This is a genomic window from Embleya sp. AB8 (assembly GCF_049739465.1).
Lineage (GTDB): Bacteria > Actinomycetota > Actinomycetes > Streptomycetales > Streptomycetaceae > Embleya.
The window spans coordinates 288,166-307,846 of sequence record NZ_JBMHHY010000012.1 but is presented as its reverse complement, the minus strand read 5'-3'; the positions used below and the strand labels follow the sequence as shown (position 1 = coordinate 307,846).

17 protein-coding genes and 1 tRNA gene are annotated in these 19,681 nt (G+C 71.0%); 7 read left to right on the top strand and 11 right to left on the bottom strand.

Annotated elements, in window-relative coordinates; translation table 11 throughout:
* Positions 1-41: 41 nt before the first annotated feature.
* Positions 42-1,259 carry an L-2-hydroxyglutarate oxidase gene (gene lhgO, locus ABIA38_RS19980; RefSeq protein ID WP_424640046.1) on the bottom strand — a complete coding sequence of 406 codons (1,218 nt, stop codon included), beginning with the start codon at positions 1,257-1,259 and terminating at the stop codon, positions 42-44.
* A gap of 83 nt (positions 1,260-1,342) precedes the next feature.
* Positions 1,343-2,749, bottom strand: coding sequence for a cytochrome P450 (locus tag ABIA38_RS19975; RefSeq protein ID WP_424640045.1), 1,407 nt, complete (start codon positions 2,747-2,749; stop codon positions 1,343-1,345).
* A gap of 235 nt (positions 2,750-2,984) precedes the next feature.
* Here ABIA38_RS19975 and ABIA38_RS19970 point away from each other — a divergent pair.
* Positions 2,985-3,058 (top strand) — tRNA-Met (locus ABIA38_RS19970).
* 107 nt (positions 3,059-3,165) lie between these two features.
* On the opposite strand, the gene ABIA38_RS19965 is transcribed toward ABIA38_RS19970, so the two are convergent.
* Positions 3,166-4,512: an MFS transporter gene (locus ABIA38_RS19965; protein WP_424640070.1), complete on the bottom strand. Its 1,347-nt coding sequence runs from the start codon at positions 4,510-4,512 to the stop codon at positions 3,166-3,168.
* A gap of 768 nt (positions 4,513-5,280) precedes the next feature.
* Between ABIA38_RS19965 and ABIA38_RS19960 the strand changes: the two genes are divergently transcribed.
* Positions 5,281-7,212: an albusnodin/ikarugamycin family macrolactam cyclase gene (locus ABIA38_RS19960; protein ID WP_424640044.1), complete on the top strand. Its 1,932-nt coding sequence runs from the start codon at positions 5,281-5,283 to the stop codon at positions 7,210-7,212.
* A 1,836-nt stretch (positions 7,213-9,048) separates the two neighbouring features.
* On the opposite strand, the gene ABIA38_RS19955 is transcribed toward ABIA38_RS19960, so the two are convergent.
* The 4 genes from ABIA38_RS19955 to ABIA38_RS19940 all read right to left on the bottom strand — a co-directional run bounded on the left by ABIA38_RS19955 (position 9,049) and on the right by ABIA38_RS19940 (position 11,758).
* Positions 9,049-9,459: a hypothetical protein gene (locus ABIA38_RS19955; RefSeq protein WP_424640043.1), complete on the bottom strand. Its 411-nt coding sequence runs from the start codon at positions 9,457-9,459 to the stop codon at positions 9,049-9,051.
* Positions 9,456-10,025 carry a hypothetical protein gene (locus tag ABIA38_RS19950; RefSeq protein ID WP_424640042.1) on the bottom strand — a complete coding sequence of 190 codons (570 nt, stop codon included), beginning with the start codon at positions 10,023-10,025 and terminating at the stop codon, positions 9,456-9,458. The genes ABIA38_RS19955 and ABIA38_RS19950 overlap by 4 nt, the downstream gene beginning before the upstream one ends.
* 218 nt (positions 10,026-10,243) lie before the next feature.
* Positions 10,244-10,450: a hypothetical protein gene (locus tag ABIA38_RS19945; protein WP_424640041.1), complete on the bottom strand. Its 207-nt coding sequence runs from the start codon at positions 10,448-10,450 to the stop codon at positions 10,244-10,246.
* Between the two features lie 105 nt (positions 10,451-10,555).
* Positions 10,556-11,758 carry a helix-turn-helix domain-containing protein gene (locus tag ABIA38_RS19940; RefSeq protein ID WP_424640040.1) on the bottom strand — a complete coding sequence of 401 codons (1,203 nt, stop codon included), beginning with the start codon at positions 11,756-11,758 and terminating at the stop codon, positions 10,556-10,558.
* A 453-nt stretch (positions 11,759-12,211) separates the two neighbouring features.
* Here ABIA38_RS19940 and ABIA38_RS19935 point away from each other — a divergent pair, with 453 nt between their 5' ends.
* A complete protein-coding gene (locus ABIA38_RS19935; RefSeq protein ID WP_424640039.1) occupies positions 12,212-12,436 on the top strand; it encodes a DUF397 domain-containing protein in 225 nt (74 codons plus the stop codon).
* 37 nt (positions 12,437-12,473) lie between these two features.
* On the opposite strand, the gene ABIA38_RS19930 is transcribed toward ABIA38_RS19935, so the two are convergent.
* The 3 genes from ABIA38_RS19930 to ABIA38_RS19920 all read right to left on the bottom strand — a co-directional run bounded on the left by ABIA38_RS19930 (position 12,474) and on the right by ABIA38_RS19920 (position 13,446).
* A complete protein-coding gene (locus ABIA38_RS19930; protein ID WP_424640038.1) occupies positions 12,474-12,725 on the bottom strand; it encodes a hypothetical protein in 252 nt (83 codons plus the stop codon).
* Complete coding sequence (locus ABIA38_RS19925; protein ID WP_424640037.1) at positions 12,722-13,024, bottom strand: hypothetical protein; 303 nt, start codon at positions 13,022-13,024, stop codon at positions 12,722-12,724. The genes ABIA38_RS19930 and ABIA38_RS19925 overlap by 4 nt, the downstream gene beginning before the upstream one ends.
* A 119-nt stretch (positions 13,025-13,143) precedes the next feature.
* Positions 13,144-13,446 (bottom strand): hypothetical protein, encoded by a 303-nt coding sequence (locus tag ABIA38_RS19920; RefSeq protein WP_424640036.1) that lies wholly within the window; start codon positions 13,444-13,446, stop codon positions 13,144-13,146.
* 895 nt (positions 13,447-14,341) lie between these two features.
* Here ABIA38_RS19920 and ABIA38_RS19915 point away from each other — a divergent pair.
* From ABIA38_RS19915 to ABIA38_RS19905, 3 genes are all read left to right on the top strand, one after another.
* Positions 14,342-15,487 (top strand): acyl-CoA dehydrogenase family protein, encoded by a 1,146-nt coding sequence (locus tag ABIA38_RS19915; protein ID WP_424640035.1) that lies wholly within the window; start codon positions 14,342-14,344, stop codon positions 15,485-15,487.
* A gap of 135 nt (positions 15,488-15,622) precedes the next feature.
* The gene (locus ABIA38_RS19910) at positions 15,623-16,663 is read left to right on the top strand and encodes a phosphotransferase family protein (RefSeq protein WP_424640034.1); all 1,041 of its coding nucleotides are present in this window, start codon (positions 15,623-15,625) and stop codon (positions 16,661-16,663) included.
* A gap of 244 nt (positions 16,664-16,907) precedes the next feature.
* Positions 16,908-17,360, top strand: coding sequence for a universal stress protein (locus tag ABIA38_RS19905; protein WP_424640033.1), 453 nt, complete (start codon positions 16,908-16,910; stop codon positions 17,358-17,360).
* A 16-nt stretch (positions 17,361-17,376) separates the two neighbouring features.
* On the opposite strand, the gene ABIA38_RS19900 is transcribed toward ABIA38_RS19905, so the two are convergent.
* Positions 17,377-18,120 carry a TetR/AcrR family transcriptional regulator gene (locus ABIA38_RS19900; protein ID WP_424640032.1) on the bottom strand — a complete coding sequence of 248 codons (744 nt, stop codon included), beginning with the start codon at positions 18,118-18,120 and terminating at the stop codon, positions 17,377-17,379.
* Between the two features lie 219 nt (positions 18,121-18,339).
* On the opposite strand from ABIA38_RS19900, the gene ABIA38_RS19895 reads away from it, so the two are divergent.
* Entirely contained in the window at positions 18,340-19,671 is a 1,332-nt protein-coding gene (locus ABIA38_RS19895) for an NAD(P)/FAD-dependent oxidoreductase (protein WP_424640031.1), read from the top strand.
* The last annotated feature ends 10 nt before the right edge of the window (positions 19,672-19,681 follow it).

The window sequence follows — 19,681 nt, the reverse complement described above, 5'->3', positions numbered from 1 at the left end:
CCCCCGATCGGCTGGCCCGGCGGACATGATGCCCGGTCGGCTCAGCGCGCGGCGAGGGACCCCAGTCGTTCGGCGACCCGACGGGCGATCTCCTCGCCGATCGGGAACGCCGCGGTGGCGGCCGGGGACGGCGCGTTGAGCACGTGGATCGTCCGCGGGCCGCCGGTGATCAGGAAGTCGTCGACGAGTTCGCCGTCGGGGCGGACCGCCTGTGCGCGTACCCCGGCCGGGGCCCGGACCAGGTCGGCCGAGGTCACCTCGGGCAGGAGCCGCTGCACCTCGCGGAGCATCGCGGGCTTGGCCACCGAGCGCAACAACTCGCCTGCGCCGTAGCGCCAGTGCCGTCGGGCGACGTGCCACATGCCCCGATAGGCCAGCGTCCCGGCCAGCTCGCCGGGCGCGATCCGGGCCCACGAGTAGCCCTCGCGGCGCAGCGCCAGGACCGCGTTCGGGCCGACGTGCACATCGCCGTGGATGCCTCGGGTCAGATGTACGCCCAGGAACGGGAAGGCCGGATCGGGCACCGGGTAGACCAGGCCGTTGACCAACCCGCGCCGGGAGGGCACCAGTTCGTGGTACTCGCCGCGGAACGGCACGATCCGCACCGGCGGCGGATCGCCCGCGAGGGCGGCGATCCGGTCGCTGTACAGGCCCGCGCAGTTGACCAGGACGCGCCCGCGCAGCTCGCCGAGCCGGGTCTGCACGACCACCTCGCCGGGGTGCACTCGCAGGTCGACCACACCCGCGCCGGTGCGCAGCGAGACGCCGCGCTCGTACAGCAGCGCGACCAGGGCTCGGCAGACGTCGGCGTAGTCGACGACGCCGGTGGAGGCCACATGCAGCCCGCCGACCGAGAGTACGTGCGGCTCGCGCTCGCGCACCTGCTCGGTGGTCAGTTCGGTGACCGGTACGCCGTTTGCCGTGCCGCGCTCGAACAGGGCGTGCAGGCGCGGGAGTTCATGCACACTGGTGGCCACCACAAGCTTGCCCGTGACCTGGTGCGGGAGGTCGTGCCGGGCGCAGAAGTCGACCATCCGGCGGGCGCCCTCGACCGCGAATCGGGCCTTGAGGCTGCCCGGGCGGTAGTAGAGGCCGGAGTGGATCACCCCCGAGTTGCGGCCGGTCTGGTGGACCGCCCACGAGGTCTCCTTCTCGACCACGGCGACGGTGCACCGGGGGTCGCGTTCGGTGATCGCGTACGCGGTGGCCAGACCGACGATGCCGCCGCCGATCACCACCACGTCGTAGGTCAACGTCATGAGCCCACCACCTCCGGACTTCGACCCTAGGCCCTGTCCGGCGGTCGGCGGAGCGGTGTCGGGACGGATTTCGGGAGTCCCGGTCACCGGCCGCGCAGCCACCTGGCGGGGGACCACCACGGACCCGGACCGGTCGGCGGGTCGGCGGGGGTGGGCTCCGGCTCTCGTTGCGCGTCCGGCTGCGGCTGCGGCTGCGGCTCGGGCGTCGGTGCGGCGGGTTCGGCCGCGGGCGGCGGGGTCGGCTCCGGCGGCGCGGCGGGGTCCGGCCAGGGGCTGCCGCCGTATACCGGTCGATCCGGGGTGAACTCGACCGGCAGTGCGGTGAGGCCGCGGATCCAGGGCGTGGACTGCCAGGTGAGCGCGGCCGAGGGGACGGCCAGGCGCAGGTCGGGCAGCCGGTCGAGCAGCGTGTTCACGGCGGTCTGCGCGATCAGCCGGGCGGGGCTCTGCGCAGGACACGTGTGCGACCCGTTGCCCCAGGCCAAGTGCGCCCGATTGCCGGTCAGTTCGGTGCCGGGGGTACGGACCGAGGGGTCGGCGTTGGCGGCGGCGATGCCCAGGACCAGGAAATCGCCGGCGCGGATCACGGTGCCGCCGAGCACGGTGTCCTCGGTGGCCCAGCGGCCGGCCACGTTCTGCATCGGCGGGTCCTGCCACAACACCTCGTCCAGCGCCTCGTCGGTGGTGTGCCGGCCGCCGGTCAGGGAGGCGTGCAGGGCGTGGTCGGTCAGCAGGATGCGCAGCGCGTTGCCGATCCAGTTGGTGAGCGGCTCGGTCGGGGTGATCACGAGCAGGTCCTCGATCACCTCGGTCTCGGTCAGCCCGACGGGGTGTGCGAGCAGCCAGGAGGCGAGGTCCGCGCCGGGCGTGCTCCGCTTGGCCGCGACCAGGTCGGTGATCATCCGCTGGAAGACCACCTGATGCGCGAGTGCGTCCGGGCCGCCGTCGAACAGCCCGTTGATGGTCCGGACCAGGTGCGGTCCCTCGGGGGCGGGCAGGCCGACGATCCGGCCCATCGCGAGCAGCGGGAGCCGCTGCGCGTACTCGGTGAGCAGGTCGGCCTCGCCCCGGGTGACGAACGTGTCGATCAGCGAGTCGGCCATGTGCTCGATCTCGCCGCGCAGCACCCGCCGATCGAACCGGGCCAGGCTCTGCGCGACGGCCGTGCTGTGCCGTTGGTGCTCGGATCCGTCGGTGCACAGCAGCGACGGGCGATATTCGACCATCGGCGCGAGCGGCCAGTCGGCCGGGACCAGGCCCTTGATCCGGTCCAGCCACAACCGCGAGTCGTGCGAGAACAGGTCCGGATCGCGCAGCACGGCCAACACTTCGGCGTAGCCGAGCACCAGCCAGGCCCGTACCCCGCCCTCCAGTACGACGGGGGCGATCGGACCGTGCAGTTCGCGCAGTTCCCGGTACAGCCCGGCCGGGTCGGCCTCGAAGCGTGGGCCGGACAGGGCCGCGTACGGGCAGCCGGATCGCTCGGTCATCTCGGACACATCCCGCTCTGCCGCTGCCACGGCCGTCGCCGACGCACCTGGGCCCGCCCCGGTGGGCGAGGGCCTGCTCTACGGCCCGGAACGATATCGTGCCCGCCGCTAGCCGCAACGGGTCGGAACGGCCTTTTCCGGCAGGGGAGTTGATCTCCGCTCCGGGCCGGCCGGCGAAGACCCGACGGAATTGGTCGTGGGCGCCGCCGCGATGGCGTACAGTTGGGTTTACCGACGCGGGGTGGAGCAGCTCGGTAGCTCGCTGGGCTCATAACCCAGAGGTCGCAGGTTCAAATCCTGTCCCCGCTACTTGGACCGTAGGCCCGACATCCGGATGGATGTCGGGCCTACGGCATTTTTCGGCGCGGTTCGCCGGTTGGGCGGTTGGGCGGTTGGGCGGTTTTCCGGTGTCGTTCTCAGACGGTGATTCCGCCGACCAGCCGGGCGCGTTCGGTGAAGTCCTTGACCGCGCGGACGTCGGCGTAGGGCTTGAGGCCGACCAGCAGGTCGTTCAGGTAGGCCGCGTTGCGCGACGAGTGCACCCGGTCGGCGATCTCCAGGGCCTGTCGGCCGCCCGCGCAGGCCGCCTCGATCTCGCCCGCGCGCAGCTCGGCCTGCGCGCCGACGGCCAGCCGCAGACCGTGTGAGCGCTGGTACGCCTCGCCACGGAGGCCGGCGAGCGCCTGCACGGTGAAGTGCCGGGTGCGCTCCGGGACGCCCAGATCGCGGTAGCACTCGGCGCCGTCCGCGCACAGCCGGTCCCACGTGAAGAAGTCGATCCACTCGGGGTCGGCGTCGCCCGGGCGGGCCCGCTCCAGGTGCGCCTCGGCCGCGTTCAGCGCCCGCCCGCAGCCCGCCGCGTCGCCCGCCCGGGCCTGCGCGCGGGCCTCGACCAGGTGCAGGAAGCCGGTCACCCGCGCGGTGGCGATGCCCTTGTTGCGCTCGATCGCGGCCTGGGCCAGGTCGACCGCGATGTCCGGGTTGCCGCGATAGGTGGCCTGGAGGCTCATCGACGCGAGTACGTAGCCGCCCAGCGGTACGTCCGCCGCCGCGCGGGCCAGCCGCAGGGCCTGGATGTAGTAGCGCTGCGCCACCTCGTGCTGCCCGGTGTCGAAGGCCATCCACCCGGCCAGCCGGGAGAGTTCGGCGGTGGCGCCGAACAACCGGCGGCCCACGTCGTCGTGGTAGCTGCCGCGAAGCAGCGGGGTCGCGTCGCAGCGCAGACACTCGGGCACCATCGAGGCCCGCCAGTCGCCGCCGCCGTATTTGCTGTCCCAGCGGCGCGCTTCCTCGGCCGCCTCGCGCAGTTTGGTCACGTCGCTGTGTCCGACGTGTGGTCCGGCCCCACGATGCTCGGCGCGGGCGTCCGCCGGGGTGATCAACCAACGGGCCATCGGGGTGCCGTACGCGGTGACGGCGAACGTCCCGGCGAGCAACTCGCGTCGATTCACGTGGTCGTGCCTCCACAGGTCGGTGGCGGTGCGAACTGCCTCCCCGACATCGCGTGGGAAGGCCAGACCGAGATCGGGATCCACCGGCCGACTGTCGTCCAGGCCGATCTCCTCCAGCGGCACCGGACGGCCGAGCCGCTCCGCGAGCACCGCCGCGATCAGGTGCGGCACGGGGCCCTGTGGCGTCATCCCCTTGCCGACCCAGCGGGCCACGGAGGTCTTGTCGTAGCGGAGGGACAGACCGCGCCGGGCGCCCAGATCGTTGACCCGACGGGCGAGGCCGGCGTTGCTGACCCCGGCGACGCCGAGCAGTTCGCCGAGCCGGCCGTTGCGCCCGCGCTCGCGCGTGAGGCGGGGGCGGGGGTCGGCGGGGTCGACGAGTGGGGGGTGCGGTTCCGGCGGACCGGAGTGTGCACCGGGGTGCGAACCGGGGTGCGGCACGAGTTGCGGTCCGAGGCGCGGGTCGGGGTGTGTTCCGTGCGAACCGGGGTGCGGGTCGGGGTGCGTTCCGTGCGAACCGGGGTGCGGGACGAGTTGCGGTCCGGGGCGTTGATGCCGGGCGTTCGCCGGGCTCGCCGGGGAATCGCCGAAGGAGTCGTCGGTCCCGGCCCCGACGCCTCCGTTCACCACCCCCGGATCGGGGACCTCGCGATCCCCGTGGTCGGGGCTCGAACGCCCCGACTGATCCTGCTTGGGACTGCCGCGCATAGTTTGCCCCCAAAGGCAACCCTCCGTCCGCCTCAGCGTAACCGGACCGGCCATCCCGGGTAAGAGAGATATTCGCCAATCGGCACTGTTGCCCGACCCGATTCCGGACCCCGCGCAGCCGGCGCCGATACCGGGGCAACGGTTGGCCAAGTCGGCGCCAAGGGGCGCCCGCAATCATTGACAGAACGTACTTGACGGCACGTCAGTACGCAGGCACGGTCAAAAGGCACCATGCGCCGGGCATGTGTTCCCGTGCGCCGTCGAATGCGCTCTACTCAGGCTTGCCTAACCTTGTTTCCATGGAAGCGTCGGAGCAGGTACGGCCGGCATCCATGGTGGTTTGTGCGGAGCCGTAACCCGAAGGGGGTCGAGATGCGCTGGTTCGCAGGGACGTCCGAGAGCCGGAGCGTGGCCCGGCCGACCGGGGCCAGGACGCTGTGGGACGGCTCCGATCCGCTGTGGCTGGTGGGCAATTGGCCCGCCGACGAGGTTCGTGTGGTCAGCCGGGGTGGGCTGCGGATGGCGGTCCTCGGCATCTGCGGCGCCACCGACGCGGAGCTGGAGGTCGGGCTCGCGGTGGCCCGCGGCGGTGCGCTGCGGCACCTGAGCGGGTGGGCCGGCAGCTACCACGTGGTGCTGCGCAACGGGCGGCGCACGGTGGTCCTCGGCGATCTCGCGGGTGTCCGGCAGGTGTTCCACGCCGCGCCGGAGGACGGCGTGGTCTACGCCTCGCACGCACTGCCGCTCGCCGATCTGACCCGGGCCGGGTTGGACACGGAGGCGCTCGCGGCTCGCCTCGCCTGCCCCGACGTACCCGAACTGGTATCCGGGCGCTCGATGTTCACCGGCGTGAAGCGGCTCGAACCGGGCCACGCGCTGGAGTTGACGCACGGCGTGGCTCGGGTCCGGCTCTACGAACAACACCGCTCACCCCTGGACTTCCCCGGCGCGGCCGACGCGTTGGGCCGGGCGCTGACCGACGCGGTCGGTCGGCGGGTGGCCGGATCCGATCGGCCCGGCGCGGATCTGTCCGGTGGGCGGGACTCGGCGGTGCTCGCGCTGCTCGGCGCGCGTTCGGTGTCCCAGGGCAAGTCCCGCGACCTGATCGCGGTCACCTGGGCCGAGCCCTGCGCCCCCGATGACCCGCGCTCCGCGGCCGATATCGTGGCCGGCTCGGCCCGGCTGCGGCACCTGGTGATCCCCGGCGGCGTCGAACACCTCCCGTACACCGGCCTCGAAGAGGTCCTGGACGGCTCGGTGATGCCCGACGAGCCGGGCTTCTCGCTGATCGGGATGGCCCGAATCACGAAGACCCTGGCGGCCATTCGGGACGCGGGCATCGACATGCACGTGACCGGGTACGGCGGTGACGCGGTGCTCGGCACGCCACTGGCCTATCTGGCCGACCTGGCGATGGACCACCGCCGGATGACCATCGCCCGACACGCCCGCACCTGGGCGCGTAACCTCGGGATGAGCGCCTACGACCTGGCGGGCAGCGCGAAGCGAGTGGCCCGGACCACTTTCCCCCAGGCCCTCGACCAACTCGCCGAGGTCTTCGCCGGTTCGGGCCGGGCGGACGCGGGGCCGGCCGCCGCGATGGCTTGGTGCACGGCGGCGCCGACGGCGGCGTGGACGACGCCGGAGATGCGCCGTCGGCTCGCCGTGTCGCTGCGCCGCCTCGCGGGCGAGTCGGTGATCTCCGCCGGATCCGTCGTCGCCGCGGACCCGGCGGTCCATGGCCGTCCGGGGGACCGCGCCGCATGGGTCGCGGTCCGCCGGGCGGCCGAACGACAACGCGCCTACCAACAACTCGCCGAACGCACCGGCGTACGGGTCCAGGCGCCGTATCTGGACACCGCCGTGGTCCGCGCCGGCATGGCGCTGCCGGCCTGGGCCCGAGACCGCGACGACGGCCCGAGGGCGCTGCTCACCGCCGCGATGCACGGCCTGATCCCCAGGCAGGTGCTGGTCGAGGCACACCGGGCCGACTACACGGAGGCGGAACGACGGGGCCTACGGATCAACGCCCGCGTACTCCGCGACCTGTTCGCCGACCCCCTGCTGGCCGAACTGGGCGTGCTCGACCCGAACGAGATGCGCCACACCCTGAACCACGCGATCGGCGGCGCGAACCTGTCCAAGAACGAGCCGGAGACCCGCCCCGACGTCCCCTTGGGCGCCCTGGCCGACATCGTCTCGGCGGAGCTGTGGCTGCGGGGTGTGTGGGAGGGCCGAGTCATGAGGTGGGACGCAACACCGAGCTCGGCAGCGGGAGTCCGCTTGGCGGAGGCGGTGGCGTAGGGGGGAGGGAGGGGAGGGAAGGGGGCGGAAGCGCCGGCCCGAATCCCTTGGCGGCGTGGGGCGTTGCGGCCTGGTGTGGGGGTGGGCGCGGCGCTCTGGATGCGGGGCGTTTGGGCAGCGGCGGTCGTTCCGGGCCGCGTTGCGCGGCGGTTGCTGCGGGGGTCGGCTTGGCTTGGCTTGGCTGCTTCGCGGTGGGGGGCGGTTGGCGGGTTGGGCGTCGTGGTGTTGGGGTGGTGTGTGGTTGGTCCTGGGTCGGTTCGGCGGGGCCGGGTCGTGGCGGGTGGCCGCCGTCTCGTCGTTGCTCGTCCCCTCCGGGGCCGGGGTTTTTGCTTGGTGCTTCGCATCCGTTGTTGCCCGTCCACTACGTGGCCGTTGCCGCCCGGGTCGGCTTCCTCTGACTCGCGGTCGGGGGCCGTTGTCCCTTGGGCGTCGTGGGGTTGGGCTGGTGCCGTGGTGGCCCTGGGTCGGTTCGGCGGGGCCGGGTCGTGGCGGCTGCCACCGTCTCGTCGTTGCTCGTCCCCTCCGGGGCCGGGGTTTTTGCTTGGTGCTCCGCATCCGTTGTTGCCCGTCCACTACGTGGCCGTTACCACCCTGGTCGGCTTCCTCTGACTCGCGGTCGGGGGCCGTTGTCCCTTGGGCGTCGTGGGGTTGGGCTGGTGCGTGGTTGGTCCTGGGTCTGGTCGGCGGGGCCGTCTCGTGGCGGGTGCCACCGTCTCGTCGTTGCTCGTCCCCTCCGGGGCCGGGGTTTTTTTTGGTGCTTCGCATCCGTTGTTGCCCGTCCACTACGTGGCCGTTACCACCCGGGTCGGCATCCCCCGACTCGCGGTCGGGAGCCGTTGTCCCGGCGGCGGCCCCCGGCGACCGGTCGCCAGGTCGCGTCTCGCAGCCCAGCACGGCTCCCGCCCTCTCCTCGGGACCGAAACCGGATCCCGACGAGACTCCCAAGGCTCGAGACGAAGCCTGACCTGCGGCTTTACCCGGCACCCGGGCCCGCACGGGCCAGCGAGTGCGGGTTTCGTGCTCCCCGAGCCGAAACCGAGGCACGACAAGGCAGAAAAGGCCGCGCACCACGCCGAAAACTCAAGCACCGGACACACACCCGGCCCAAGACCCCGAGCCGGCGCTCCACATGCACACCGCAACACCCGCCACCCAACCCCAGCGACCCCGGAACGCCTGCGCAGCGGCCGAACCCCCCGACGCCCCACGGACAACGGCCCCCGACCACGAGTCAGGGGATGCCGTCCCGGGCAGTGACGGCCACGTAGTGGACGGGCAACAACGGATGCGAAGCACCAAGCAAAGACCCCGGCCCCGGAGGGGACGAGCAACGACGAGACGGTGGCCACCCCCACGACCCGGCCCCGCCGAACGGGCCCAGGGCCACCACGGCACCAGCCCAACCCCACGACGCCCAAGGGACAACGGCTCCCGACCGCGAGTCGGAGGAAGCCGACCCGGGCGGCAACGGCCACGTAGTGGACGGGCAACAACGGATGCGGAGCACCAAGCAAAGACCCTGGCCCCGGAGGGGACGTGCAACGACGAGACGGTGGCAGCCGTCACGAGTCGGCCCCGCCGAACGGACCCGGGGCCACGCCACACCAGCCCATCACCCCGACGCCGAGCGCCCAACCGCCCCCGCCCCCGAACCAGCAAAGCCGACCCGGCGGTAACGGCCACCGGGCGGACGAGTGACAGGCCCTCCCGCGGCCGGGTCGTGCCACGCGCTTGTCCGCGTCGGGCTGGTTGCTTGGCCGTTCCGGAATGGGGTTCTCATGCGCAACGCGGCGACCCGGGACTCGGGTCTGCGCTCCGCCTCCCGGCCCCGCGCCGTCAACGCGTCGGGTCGGCGGGGTGCGTGGTCCACACGATCGGGCCGGTGTGGGTCGGCGGGACCTCGGTGGCGCCGCTCGCGGCGTGGTGTGTCGGGGACGCGTGGCCTGCGGGGGTGAGCCGGGCCAGGCGACGGCTTGGCATGGGGACTTCGTCGCGTTGCAGGATCATCCGGACGTAGCCGGGAGAGAAGCCGACCGTGCGGGCGATGGTGTCGACGGATACACCGTCGCGGTGGGCGACGGCGACCGCCGCGCGGATCGCGGCACCGGCGGCGCGGCACCGTAGTTGGTAGGCGTACCACTCACGGTGCGATGTCGTCCGGGGATCCGGGTGCCGGCCCTCGAGCCGGTTGCGTTCGGCGGCGGCTGCGGCGAGCCGTGTGAGGGCGGCCTGTTCGTACTCGGTCATCGGCCACCCTCCGGTGCGAGCACGCGCCGGAGGATGGCCCGGTCGCAGACCGCCGCCCGGACGCCCTCGCTGTCGAGCCACCAACCGAGGCGGCTGTGCAACTCGGCGACCTGGTCGATGGTCAGCCCCGTCACCGGCATCGGGTCAAGGCACAGCCGCGGCTCGGGCGGCGCGCCGGTGGGGATCAGATCCGGGCGATGGCGGCCGATGTCGTCCACGAGTACTTGACGGTGGTGTTCCTGGAGGTGGATCAGCCCACGAGGCTCGGGCCGATCGCCGTCGACGGAGTCGACGAACAGCCGTAGCCGCAACCCGAATCCGTCCCGGATCAACACCGCCCGACCCGGCGGCCGGTCCTGAGGTCGCGGCGGGTACAACAACGTGGCGGCGAGGATGGCCACATCGGCTTCGGTGAGGTGGAACGCGGCCCGCTGGAGTGCCTCCGGGTCGGTGAACGACGAGGACGAGACCGCCAGACGCCACGGTCGAGGGTGGTCGGTCGGGTTCAGGTGGATGGCCCAAGCGGGCATGGTCACGGTCTGGGCGACCGCCTTGGTCTCGGTCATGTGGGCTCCAACAGCTATGTGGGCAAAGGTGGTTGGTGGCTGCGGGGCGGGGTCGGTGCCGCCGTCGGGACGGCACGGGGCAGACCTCCAGTCGGGCCCCTGCCGACCCCGCCACGCAGGTGGCCCGGTCCGGGGACTGGCGCGGTGAACACCACCGGACCGGGGTCGTGGCCGCTCGACCTCAGGTGCGGTGTCGACGCCGAGCAGTTGCCGTGGGTCTAGTTCTCGGCGGCGCCGGTGATCGCGTCGGTGGCGTCGAGCAGATCCAGCACGTGCGCGGTGTCGTCCACCAAGTGCTGCGCCTGGTCGCGGGTCAGGGCTATCACCGGGGCCTCCGGGTCCAAGGGGCGCAGGATGACGGGGTGGTCCGTGTGCGGGTCGCAGTCGACGATCAGGGCCGTGCGCCGGTTCTGGGGCAGGCTCACGCGATCTCCCTTGGCGGTCTTCGTAGTACCGGGAGTACTCAGCGTGGCGCGCACGACAAAGGGCGGTGCACACAGTTTGTGTGCACCGCCCGTGATCACGTCCGATCAGAGAGTCACGCCCACCCATCGCCCAAACCCGAGCCGGGTCTGGTCGTCGGCACGTTCCAACCGGAGCAGGGTCGCCACGCTGTCCCGGACCCTGGGGTGCTTGCGTGTATGCAGGGGCGCGAGTTTCCGGGCTGTCCGAAGCGCCGCCCATGCCCCCGGCCGGTCACCCGTCACGACCCGCGCGTGTGCCAGGTCGATGTAGTGGTGCGACGACCGCTCGGCCGGCATGTCGGCGGGCATCACGAGTGCGCCGCCGTCGCGTACGGCCGTGTCGTAGTCGTCGGTGATGATCGCGGTCGACGCCCGGTAGATCTCCACCTGGGCCGGCCCGAACGGCGTGTCCGAGTAGATCCCCTCACGACCGATGCGGGCACCGATCTCGGCGGCCTCGTCCAGGCACGCGTCCATCTCCGACGGCAGCTTTGCCGCAGCGGCGGCCACGGCCCGCTTGAGCAGTGCCGCCCCGAGCATGCCCTCCGCCTCGGCCGTGTTCACGTCGCGGAGATCGTGCTCGACGTCCCGCAGAATCTGCCGCGCCGCGCCGTAGGCGCCTTCCCGGGTCATCGCGCCGGCCAGGAGATACCGCGATGTCGCAACCAGGACGGGGTCCTCCGACATGTTCGCCGCCCATGCGACGCGCTCCAACGCCGAGGTGCTCAGATCGTAGTAACCCAGCTTGTGCGCCAGGCTGTTCGTTGCCCGGTAGACCTGGGCGAGCAGGGCATACCCCTCCTGCGCCGCCTGCGAGTCGGCGGGTGCCGACAAGGCGTATGTGGTCAGCTCGGTCAGCAGCACGGGCAGCGCCGAGGCCGTTGTCGCATAATCGGCCGCCCGGCGATGCCGATTGACGAGCTCGACTTGAGCAGCCATCTCCTCGAACTCTCGGGGCGGCAGGAGGGACGCCTCCGGCGTGCGGTAGCACAGCAGTACCCGACGGATTGCCGGGATGACCGCGTGCACCGCCCGGTCCTCCGGCCCGGTGTCCTCGTCGTACGGCTGACCGGTGAGGCGAGTGACGTCGACGCGGAGCGCACGCGCGATCGCACTCAGGGCCGTCGCGGTCGCGGGCCGATCGCCGCGCTCGATCTTCTCCACGTAGCTCCGTGAGAGCTTCGACGCGTCGGCGAGGCCCTGAAGAGTGAGATGCCGAGCATTGCGCGCATCGGTGATACGTCGGCCGACGCTGTCTTCGATGGGCATGTGCACTCCCGAGATCGGTGTCCTCGGCAGCGTACGACGGCGATGTGTACAAGGGGCACACAACGTGTGTGCCGGCATCGGACGGTAGTCGTTCGTGACCTTCCGGTGGTGTCGGTGTTCGTGACGCGATCAGCGGGGGTTCGTTCCCAAGTGCATTGGATGACCGTCGAGTTCGTACCTCGGACGCCACCGGCCGCACGGAGCCGCCGCAGTGGATCGGCCCGGTCGGGGTCTCAGTCGAAAGACGGGGAGATCATTACGACGCTCACCACGACGATGTTCGGGCCGGCGGGGAGCGGAGGAGAGTGGAATGGAAGGTGTCGGCGGTATGATTCCACGTGACTCGGGACGCGAAATCCGCCTGTACAACAGGCTGTTCGACGAGATTGCGTCAGCAGCGCTGTCGCCGGATGAGACCGCCGCGGTACTACGGGAACGAGCAGAGAGTCTGTGATGGACACGAGCAAGCTGTACGAAGCCGATCTGACGGACGCGGTCTGGATCAAGGCAAGCGCTTCGAATCAGAACGGTGCTTGCGTCGAACTCGCAAGCCTGTCCGTCGGTGTTGCGGTGCGTGACTCCAAGAACCCGGATCGTCCCGCGCTGCGCTACACCCGTGAGGAACTCGCGGCCTTCATCGCAGGCGCCAAGGCGGGCGAGTTCGACCACCTGATTTGACGGTCGTGCGCAAGTGTCTTCGCCCGGTCTCGGTGTCTCAGTCGAAGGGGGCGGAGATCTTCACGACGCTCACCACGACGACGTTCGGGCTGACGTCGTAGGACAGGAAGACGTTCGCCAGGGTGACTTCGCGCCTGTCCCGGTCGTTGCGGATCTGGGTGGATCCCCAGCCGTAGGGGTCACGACCGAGTGCTCGCTTGGCCGCGTCCTTGATCTCCTGGCGGCGAGACGAGGTCAGTTTCGCGATGTTCTCTTCGGCGTAGTCGGTGAACTGCACGTGATAGGTCATGTGACCGGCCTCCCCGGCTCTCCGTCGGCGCCGCGCACGCCGGACAGGTCGCCCTGCCGAACCCGCTCCATCGCCGCCTCGGCTTGCTCCTGCTCCTCAGGTGGGATGGCCCATCCGAGAATCGCCCGCCGCATGATGTGCTCCAAGGGCGTGGAGTACATCTCCGCGTCGAACTCCGCGCGCCGGTCCTCGGGGAGCGCGGCCCGAATGGCGCCGAGGGTGTTCGGCAAGACCCGCACACCACCCGAGATGCTGACGTGGGTGTATACCGGGCCTGGGTCGTTGTTGCTGTCGGTCATGTGGTTCAGCGTGGCACCGATGAACGGGGGATCGGTAGCGGTGTGCGTGTGACCGCGGAGTGTGCGGGGCAGAGCCGCGCGCCGCTTCTTGCGCCGGTCGATGTCGGCGGGCGGCCGTATTACACGATGTGCCGTCCTGGCCGGCCGTTGGCGCTGCGGACCAGGTTCAGGTGGCCCTGGCGGATGCGGTCCAACTCGTCCTCGGCTGCCTGCCGGTCCTCCTCGGGAGTGGCCCAACCGAAGATCGCGCGGGCGGCGATGCCCATCAAAGGCGTGGAGTACATTTCCTCGTCGAACGCCTCGCGTTGGTCTTCCGGTAGCGACGCGCGGATCTCGCCCAGCGTGCGCGGCAGTTCGATCTCCTGGCCGGCGTGAGTGGTGTAGCGGTAGGGGCGCTCGGACTCGTCGGCGGTGTTCGACATGGTGGTGCTCTCCTCTGGTCACGCCCTTCCTTCTCGTCCGAGGATCGCATCGCGGCCGGCTTGATCGGGAGCCGATGCGGGGATCCGTGAGCTCGGCGGCGGGCCTTCAGTGACAAGGCTCGCGATGTTCGGGCGGTGCTTCGTGCCTGGTCGTTCGTCAGCTCCGTGGCCGGGTGGCCGGGTGGCCGGGTGGCCGGGTGGCCGGGGTAGGGGGCCGTCCCTGCGCGGGGCGTTCCGGGACGCTTCGCGCTCGGTCCGAACCCGGTTCGGGATGGAGCCCGTGAGGCTCGGGGTGGGGCTTGACCTGCGGTTATGCCCGGTGCCCGGCCGGATACAGGCCGGCGGGTGCGGGTTTTGTGCTCCTCGGGTGGAGGGGCGGCGCCCGGTGACGTCGGCCGGGTCGGTCGTAAGGGCGGCCGAGCCCGATTCGGGCGGGCGCTCCGAACGAGCGGGGTCGGGCGCCTGGCGGACGGGCGTTCGGATACGGGGCGCCGGCCGGAACCCTGGGCGCGGGGCGTATGTGCAGGCCGGTGGACGAGGCTGCCGGGGCGTGAGTTGGGTGGGCCGGGCCGGGCCGGGCGACCCGGGAGCGGAGCGGACGCGGAACCCGGCACGAAGCAATGGGCCGATGCCGATCGCGGAGCAGACGGGCGGCATGGCTGCGTTGCCTCCCCGTCCCCGTCCCCGCCACCCGCCCGGCTGCGCTCCGGGTGGTTGCTTGGTGGCCCGTGGCCGGGTCTTTTGCGCGTTGCCCGTTCGGGGGACCCCGACCCAGCGCCCCGTCGGAGGGGTTGATCCGGCTTCGGTGCGGATCTAGCATGCGTGGACGTACCTACCGACCGGTAGGAATGTTGTTCGGCTCGATCCACCGCGCTACCGCAGGGGGAGCATTCAGATGAGGGACCGGCATCTCGAAACCGAGCACATTGCCTTTCGGGAGTCCGCCCGCGAGTTCTTTCAGCGCGAGGTGGTCCCGTTTCACGATCAGTGGGAGAAGGACGGGATCGTCGATCGGGCGGTCTGGCTGAAGGCGGGCAAGCAGGGGCTGCTCGGGATCGACGTGGACGAGCGGTTCGGGGGTGGTGGGGTGGCCGATTTTCGGTACCTGGCGACCCTCTCCGAGGAGCTCATCCGGGTGGCCGCCTCGGGGGTGGGGTTCGGGCTGCACAACGAGGTGGTCGCGCCGTACCTCAACGACCTGGGCACCGAGGAGCAGAAGGAACGTTGGCTGCCCGGGTTCTGCTCCGGGGAGATCATCACCGCCATCGCGATGACCGAGCCGGGTGCGGGCAGCGACCTGCAGGGGGTACGCACCACCGCGATCCGGGACGGCGACCACTACGTGGTCAACGGCGCCAAGACGTTCATCACCAACGGGATCCACGCCGACCTGGTGATCGTGGTCGCCAAGACCGACCCCTCGGCCAAGGGCAGCAAGGGGATCAGCCTGATCGCCGTCGAGCGGGGGATGCCGGGCTTCGAGCGTGGGCGCAATCTGGACAAGATCGGGATGAAGGCGCAGGACACCGCCGAACTGTTCTTCGCCGACGTGCGGGTGCCGGTGGGCAATCTGCTCGGCGAGGAGAACCGCGGGTTCTATCACCTGATGAACAACCTGCCGCAGGAGCGCCTGGGGATCGCCAGTGCGGCGGTCGCGGGCGCGGAGACGGTGTTCGCGCACACCCTTGAGTACGTCAAGACCCGGACCGCGTTCGGCCGGCCGATCGGCTCGTTCCAGAACACCCGGTTCGAACTGGCCGAGATGGACACCGAGTTGGACATCGCGCGCACCTATGTCGACGACTGCATCATGAAGCATGTCGCCGGCGAGCTGGACGCGGTCGCCGCGTCGAAGGCCAAGTGGTGGACCACGGATCTGCAGAAGCGGGTGGTCGACCGCTGCCTGCAACTGCACGGCGGTTATGGCTACATGCTCGAATACCCGGTCGCGAAGGCGTTCATCGACACGCGTGTCCAGGCGATCTACGGCGGGACGAACGAGATCATGAAGGAGATCATCGGCCGTTCCCTCGGCATCTGACGTATCAGCCGAGGCCGATGCCGAGATCGAGGCAGAGGCAGAGGCAGAGGCAGAGGCCGATGCAAAGGCCAATGCAAAGGCCGAGGCCGACGCAAAGGCAGCGGCAGCCGAATCCGAACCGGAGTTGCGAAGAAGATGACGGACAGTCCCATGGCCGAGGCCCTGCACCCCGAGGCGATCACCGCGTGGCTCGCCGAGCGGACGGCCGTGCGACCGCCGCTGGGCTTCGAACTCGTGTTGGGCGGGCGGTCGAACCTGACCTATGTGGTCTCGGACGCCGACGCGCGGCGCTGGGTGTTGCGTCGGCCGCCGCTGGGGCATGTGCTCGCGACCGCGCACGACATGGGTCGCGAGCATCGCATCCTGGCCGCGCTCGGGGCCGGGCGGACCGAGGTGCCGGTGCCGTCGGTGCTCGGGTTCTGTGCGGACGAGACGGTCAACGGGGCGCCGTTCTTCGTGATGGACTTCGTGGACGGGCAGGTGATCCGCAGCGCGGCGGATGCGACCGAGCTGCTTACCCCGCAGGCCCGAAAGCACGCCGGCGAGCAGCTCGCGGACGTGTTGGCGGCGATCCACGCGGTGGACGTGGACGCGGTGGGGCTGGGCGAGTTGGGGCGGCGCGAGGACTACGTCGGGCGGCAGCTGCGGCGTTGGCATCGGCAGTGGGAGGCCACCCGGGTGCCGGGGATCGACGCGATCGACGACGTGCATCGCGCGCTCGCGGCGTCGATCCCGGCGCAGCAGAGCGCGACGATCGTGCACGGCGACTTCCGGTTGGACAACGTCATCCTGGGGCCGGACGGCACCGTGCGGGCGGTGCTGGACTGGGAGTTGTGCACACTCGGCGATCCGCTCGCCGACGTGGGCACCACGTTGATGTACTGGGTCGAGGCAGACGAGGACGGCGGCCTGCTCCCGGCCGACGGCACCGCGAGCGAGGGGTTCATCGACCGGGCCGCGTTCGCCGCGCGCTACGCGGCGGCCACCGGGCGGGATCTGTCGCAGATCCGCTGGTACCAGGCGTTCGCGTGCTGGCGGCTGGCCTGCATCCTGGCCGGCGTCCTCGATCGTTACCGCGCCGGCGCGATGGGCGATCAGGACACGACCGGCCGCTTCACCGGCGAGGGCCTGCGGGCGCTCGCGGACCGCGCGCAGGAGCTCCTCTCCCTCGCCTAGTGCCAGGCGGCGTCCGCCGCCGAGCCATCCGCCCGAACCGCGCCTCCTACGCGCCACCCGCCCGACCGCGCCCGCCACCTGTGCGTACCGCGCCCCGCCACCTCTCCGCGCCAGATCAGCCTTCGCCGCGCCCGCCCACGTGCCCCCGACCCGCCGTCCGGGTGGCATCCCCGCCAAAAAGTGAGCGCGTGACATTCGGGTGGTAAAGGGCCCTCCACATCCGGATTCGGTATGAGGAGGGCCCATGGCCGACGCTGAGCCGAGGGGCGTCGTGGTCGGCGTGGACGGGTCGGAGCCCGCTCGGCGGGCGCTCGACTGGGCGATGACCGAGGCCGAGTTGCGCGAACTGCCGCTCTACGTGGTCACCGCGCAGCCCGCGACCCCCGGCTACGTGGTGCTCGCCCCCGGCCCGCACTACCAGGAGGACCTGGAGCGGGTGCTCGCCGAGCTGCGGATCCGGACCGAGGCCACGGTCGCCGAGGTCAACGGCGAACGTGCCCGGCCGTTCGGCGGACACACGGTGATCCAGGCCTATTCGGGGACGGCGACCGAGGTATTGCTCGGCCTGTCCGAACGCCACGAGCTGGTCGTGGTGGGCTCACGCGGCTCCGGCGGGTTCTCCCGGCTGCTGCTCGGCTCGGTCAGCACGGCGGTGGTGCACCACGCCGCGTGTCCCGTACTGGTGGTGCGCGGCTGAACCGGCGACCCGGGTCTCAGCTCAGGAACAGCGTGTCCAACTCGTCCTGGGTGAACGGCTTTCCGGGCAGCGGCGAGGAATGTCCCGCATGCAGACCGTCGAGCAGGATCTCCAGATATCGTCCGGCGATGGTCAGCCGCTGCGGGTGCGGGAGCCCGGACGGGGGCAGCAGGCACGACATCATCAGCGAGATGTCGGCGTCCGAGACGTCCGCCCGCAGCAGGCCGCCCGCCTTGGCCCGTTCCACCAACATGCTTACCGCGTCGTTGAGTTCGGCACGCGAGGAGCTCATCTCCTCGGTCACCGGGACCCGGCCGCTGAGCGCCGGGAACAACCGGCCGGCACCCGAGCCGACCGCGCGGCGTAAGTAGCGGGCGAGTGCGGACCACGCGTCCGGCTCCTCGTCCAGCGCGTTGACCGCCTCGGCGGTCAGCCGGTTGGTCTCGGCGATCATGATCCGCTGGACCAGCGCCTCCTTGCCGGTGAAGCGGCGGTAGATGGTGCCCACCCCCACCCCGGCGCGCCGGGCTATCTCCTCCATCGGCGCGTCGTAGCCCAGCTCGCCGAACACCTCGCGGGCCGCGCGGAGCACCTGCTCCAGATTGCGCCGGGCATCGGTGCGCAACTGCGGCGACGGCTCGGCCGGCCTGCTTCGTTGCGGCTTGCGAGCCGGTGGAATCGTCGTCGTGTGCCGGCCTCCGACGGTGTCCCCGCCGGCGTCCTGCGTCTTGGTGGTACGCGTACGCGAAGCGCTGCTCATGGCGTCTCCCCCGAAAGGCAAGTGTGTCGATTCCCCCACCAGACCCCGCTTTGCCCAGGGCGTCGAGACTACCCGAATCGACCCCGCCCCAGAAGCGGAATCCGACAGCACGGTTGTGAAGATATCGCTGACCGCTGACGACTCGTCACCACCCGTGCGGGGCACGGAAACCCGTCGAACACCTGGATGCGTCCCCCGGAAAGGGGCAGAGTGGGACGCATGACGACCTCGACTCGGCCCGAGCGCATCCTGATCGTCGGCGGCGGCTATGTCGGCCTGTACACGGCCCTTCGCCTGCAACGGAAACTCAAGGCGGGTGAGGCGACGGTGACCGTCGTCGAACCGCAGTCGTACATGACCTACCAGCCGTTCCTCCCCGAGGCCGCGGCCGGCGCCATCTCGCCGCGGCACGTGGTGGTCCCGCTGCGCTCGGTGCTGCCCAAGTGCCGGATCGTCACCGGGACCGTGGAGCGGGTGAACCACGCGAAGAAGACCGCGACGATCGAACTGCTCGGCGGTGAGACCTACGACGCGCCCTACGACCTCCTGGTGATCGCGCCCGGCTCGATCGCGCGCACCCTGCCGATCCCCGGCCTGGCCGAGTGGGGCATCGGCTTCAAGACCGTCGAGGAGGCCATCGCGCTGCGCAACCACGTACTCGAACAGTTGGACACCGCGTCCTCCACCCGCGACCCCTCGATCCGCGACCACGCGCTGACGTTCGTCTTCGTCGGCGGTGGCTACGCGGGTGTCGAGGCGCTCGCCGAGTTGGAGGACATGGCACGGTACGCGTGCCGCTACTACCACAACATCACCCCCGCCGACATGCGCTGGATCCTGGTCGAGGCATCCCCTCGGATCCTGCCCGAAGTGGGCGAGGACATGGGCCGGTACACGGTTGCCGAATTGCGCCGACGCGGCATCGACGTACGACTGAACACCCGCCTGGAGTCGGCGACGAACCGGCACGTGGTGCTCTCCGACGGCACCGAGGTGGACGCGAGCACGCTGGTGTGGACGGCGGGCGTCAAGCCCAGCCCGATGTTGCTGGCCACCGACCTGCCGCTGGACGCCAAGGGCCGGCTCAAGGCCCGCGCCACGCTGGAGGTGGACGGGGTCCCGGGGGTGTGGACCGCGGGCGATTGTGCGGCGGTGCCCGATCTGACCAAGCCGGGCGAGGAGTTCACCGGTCCCAGCGCGCAACACGCGGTGCGCCAGGCCCGCGTCCTGGCGGACAACGTGATCGCGCGGCTGCGCCGGCAGCCGCAACGGCAATACCGGCACAAGTACGCGGGTTCGGTGGCCTCGCTCGGGCTGCACAAGGGCGTCGCACAGGTGTACGGGATCAAGACCAAGGGGCTGCCCGCGTGGTTCATGCACCGTACGTACCACCTGAGTCGGGTGCCCACGATGAACCGCAAGATGCGCATCATGGCGGAGTGGACGTTGTCCCTGATGTTCCGGCGCGAGATCGTCTCGTTGGGGTCGATCGAACACCCGCGCGCCGAATTCGAGTACGCCACCCGCGGCGACCGCGGGCCCACCGCGTAGGCGCGGGTGC